5 protein-coding genes are annotated in these 3,926 nt (G+C 44.8%); all 5 read left to right on the top strand.

Annotation, left to right across the window (positions count from 1 at the left end):
• Window positions 1–218: 218 nt before the first annotated feature.
• A complete protein-coding gene (locus AB4653_RS22585) occupies window positions 219–1,016 on the top strand; it encodes a DUF2189 domain-containing protein (RefSeq protein ID WP_102258159.1) in 798 nt (265 codons plus the stop codon).
• 79 nt (window positions 1,017–1,095) lie between these two features.
• On the top strand, window positions 1,096–1,596 hold the full coding sequence (locus tag AB4653_RS22580; RefSeq protein ID WP_017103292.1) for a SprT family zinc-dependent metalloprotease: 501 nt from the start codon (window positions 1,096–1,098) through the stop codon (window positions 1,594–1,596).
• 97 nt (window positions 1,597–1,693) lie between these two features.
• A complete protein-coding gene (locus tag AB4653_RS22575; protein ID WP_102258158.1) occupies window positions 1,694–2,425 on the top strand; it encodes an endonuclease in 732 nt (243 codons plus the stop codon).
• A 159-nt stretch (window positions 2,426–2,584) separates the two neighbouring features.
• Window positions 2,585–3,316 (top strand): 16S rRNA (uracil(1498)-N(3))-methyltransferase, encoded by a 732-nt coding sequence (rsmE, locus tag AB4653_RS22570; RefSeq protein WP_017091302.1) that lies wholly within the window; start codon window positions 2,585–2,587, stop codon window positions 3,314–3,316.
• A 9-nt stretch (window positions 3,317–3,325) separates the two neighbouring features.
• Window positions 3,326–3,926 (top strand): glutathione synthase (gene gshB, locus AB4653_RS22565; protein ID WP_372105380.1); only part of this gene is annotated, 601 nt, incomplete at its 3' end.

Here is a 3,926-nt window from a genome sequence, read left to right as displayed (position 1 = left end):
GGTCAACACGCCCTAATAACAGCCTGTCAAAAGTTGATATTTGCCGCTTCACGGTCAATAGTTAAAATAATGTTAACGAACAAATCAATATCAGACTTTGTTTCGTGAACTATTTAGCTGATGCGCGCTTACATCAAAGACGTCGCCAAGTCGGGCATCGAGTTTCGTTCGCTGCAATTTAACTGCAGCGCAGGTAGAAAACTGATCAAGGAGGATCTATGCCTCGTACATTGAATACACAAGACTTCGACGATAAACAAAAAGAAATCAAAGACTCAGAATACGCTCGTACAATACCATCTTATCAGGTGAGCATTTCAGCGCCCTTTCATTGGTTGTCGCTTGCTCTGCACGACTTAGTGAGAATGCCATTAATCAGCGCATTTTACGGTTTGTGCTTTATGGGTGCGGCCATCGCCATTGTTCAACTTGTCCAATGGCAAGGAACACATTTAGTCGTTATGCCAAGCTTGATTGTGTACATGCTAATAGGGCCGTTTCTTGCCCTAGGCTTATATGACGCAGCCTGGGAAAGAGAAAAGGGGCACAACGCTAGCCTACTTCACTCGATGAAAGCCATCACACGCAACTCAACCCACCAATGGGCGTTTGCGATTGTATTAATGGTTGCGATGATATTCTGGATGCGTATCGCTGCATTATTGCACGCACTTTACCCTTCAGTACAAGGGGCACCATTGACCGAATTTGCTCCCTTCTTAATTACAGGGTCTGTGATTGGTTTTGTTATCGCTAGCCTGATATTTAGTATCTCAGCATTTTCAATTCCACTAATGATGGAAAGACGTGTAGATGTAATGAGTGCGATTTTTACTAGCTTCAACGCTGTTAAATCAAACATCCCTGCGATGGTCGTTTGGGCGGGTATCATTGGTACTGGTATCTTAGTCGGCTTCGCGACCTACGGTGTGGGTATGATTGTAACGATGCCATTACTTGGTTACGGAACCTGGCATGCTTACCACGAAGTCATCAAAAAGAAACATCATGTTTAAATCGTTTCACGATCGATGAGCAATGTTATGATGAGGCCTTAGCTTAAACGCTGAGGCTTTTTTTTGGAGTTAACAACGCTTGTCTTACACCCCGCAACAACATCGAGTAAATAAAAAACTGGGCGAATGCCTAGCTATTGCTAATCAACATTTTTCTCGTGAATTTCCATGCCCAACCGTCACTTACAAGTTAAGAGGAAAGGCAGCGGGAAAAGCCTACCTCCAGTTAAACGAGATAAAACTCAACCAAGTGCTATTCAGCGAAAATGAAGACGCCTTTATTAGCGAAGTCGTACCTCATGAACTCGCACATCTGATCACATATCAGGTCTTCGGACGAGTTAGGCCTCACGGCAATGAGTGGAAATACGTGATGGAAAAGGTATTCAATGTACCGGCCAGAACCACACACAGCTTGGAAATCACCTCAGTGCAGGGCAAAACTTTTGAGTATCGCTGTGATTGCACCACTTATCCCCTGTCGATAAGACGACACAACAAAGTCATCCGCAACCAATCAACGTATCGTTGCCAACAATGCCAGCAAACCTTAGCTTTTACCGGCCTTCAATTGAGCTAAGTCTTGAGCTCATAAGATAACGCGAATAAATGTAATAGAGTGAACTAACATTTGAGTGCTAGACTGTTGTTTATCATACTTTCATCAGTCTTTTTCTATGCAAAAAACCTCTCCAAAAGTATTTGGCCTATCGATGTCCTTTTACCTATCAATAGTATTTGGCCTACTGGTAACCCAAAGCGTTTTCGCCGCTCCACCAAGTTCGTTCTCCAAAGCTAAAAAAGAAGCGGTGAAGATTTATCTCGATCACCCGACTTCATTTTATTGTGGTTGTGACATCACTTGGAAAGACAAAAAGAAAGGTATCCCCGACCTCGACGGCTGTGGTTATCAAGTGAGAAAACAGCAAAAGCGCGCTTCCCGTATTGAGTGGGAACACGTGGTTCCAGCTTGGCAATTCGGCCACCAGCGTCAGTGCTGGCAAGATGGCGGACGTAAGAACTGCACTCGCAACGACAAAGTATTCAAATCCATGGAAGCCGATCTTCATAATCTGACTCCGGCCATTGGCGAGGTTAACGGTGATCGCTCTAATTACAATTTCAGTCAGTGGAATGGAATGGATGGCGTTAGCTATGGTCAATGTGAAATGCAGGTCAACTTCAAGCAGCGCAAAGTGATGCCGCCAGACAGAGCAAAAGGTTCTATCGCGCGTACTTATCTTTATATGAGCCAAGAGTACGGCTTCAAACTATCTAAGCAGCAGACTAACCTGATGATGGCGTGGAACAAGCAATTCCCTGTCGATAAGTGGGAATGTACGCGTGATGAGCGAATCTATGCGATCCAAGGTAATCACAACCCGTTTGTTTTTCCTGCTTGTAAATAACACGACTCAGGCAACCAACATCTCCAATTGCCTCCATCTCAAACAAGAGTTTCAGAATTGCCCCTGAAACTCTTGCGCTACCCTTGTTTTTTCAACTAAAAGCATCCATGTTAGGCAGAGACAAAATACCCAAATGAACATATTTATAGGTTTACCAGCATGAGAATCCCTCGCATCCATCACCCAGAACGCATTCATCAGTTAGGTTCACTCGCTTTAGACGAAGATGCCGCGGGTCATGTTGGTCGAGTCCTTCGTATGAAAGAAGGTCAAGATGTTCTTCTATTTGATGGCAGTGGCGCTGAATTCCCTGCGACAATTGCTGAAGTATCAAAAAAGAACGTCACAGTTAATGTTACTGAACGTATCGAGCGCAGCAGCGAATCTCCGTTAGACTTACATTTAGGCCAAGTGATTTCACGTGGCGACAAAATGGAATTCACGATTCAGAAATCGGTTGAGCTTGGTGTGAACACCATTACCCCTCTTATTTCAGAGCGCTGTGGCGTTAAGCTTGATACTAAACGCTTCGAGAAAAAGCTCGCACAGTGGCAAAAGATTGCTATCGCAGCATGTGAACAATCTGGCCGTAATACGGTTCCGGTTATTCGCCCAATCATGCAGCTTGAAGAGTGGTGCAGCGAACCGAGTGAAGCGTTGAAGCTAAACCTGCACCCTCGAGCAAAATACTCAATTAACACCCTTCCAGAACCCATCAGTAAGGTGCGCCTATTGATCGGTCCTGAAGGCGGACTGTCCGCTGAAGAAATCGGCATGACAGAACAATACAAATTTGAAGAGACGCTACTCGGTCCACGTGTACTTCGTACCGAAACTGCTGCTCTAACCGCAATTACTGCCTTACAAGTCCGTTTTGGCGATCTAGGCTAGGAGAAAGAAATGATCAAACTTGGCATCGTAATGGATCCAATTTCATCCATTAACATCAAAAAAGACTCTAGCTTTGCCATGATGCTTGAAGCTCAGCGTCGTGGTTACGAAATCCATTACATGGAAATGGATGATCTACATTTAGATCAAGGCGTAGCCATTGCTGACACTAAGGTTGTTGAACTAAAAGAAGATCCAAACGGTTGGTACGAGTTCAAATCAGAACAGACTATCGCGCTATCCGATTTAGATGCGGTACTGATGCGTAAAGATCCTCCGTTTGATACTGAGTACATCTACGCGACTTACATTCTTGAGCGTGCTGAAGAGAACGGCGCACTGATCGTAAACAAGCCACAAAGCTTACGTGACTGTAACGAGAAGTTGTTCACGGCATGGTTCCCTGAACTCACACCAACCACCATCGTGACTCGTAAAGCTGAAAAAATTAAAGCATTCCGCGAGAAGCACGGTGACGTGATTCTAAAACCACTTGATGGCATGGGTGGCGCGTCAATCTTCCGTGTGAAGGAAGGCGACCCTAACGTATCGGTAATCATTGAAACACTGACCAACCACGGTCAAAACTACGCAATGGCACAAACCTTTG

Source organism: Vibrio sp. 10N.222.48.A3 (assembly GCF_041475345.1).
In the GTDB taxonomy this organism is placed as follows: domain Bacteria; phylum Pseudomonadota; class Gammaproteobacteria; order Enterobacterales; family Vibrionaceae; genus Vibrio; species Vibrio tasmaniensis_A.
The sequence above is the reverse complement of the archived record's forward strand: the minus strand, read 5'-3'. Positions and strand labels throughout refer to the sequence as shown.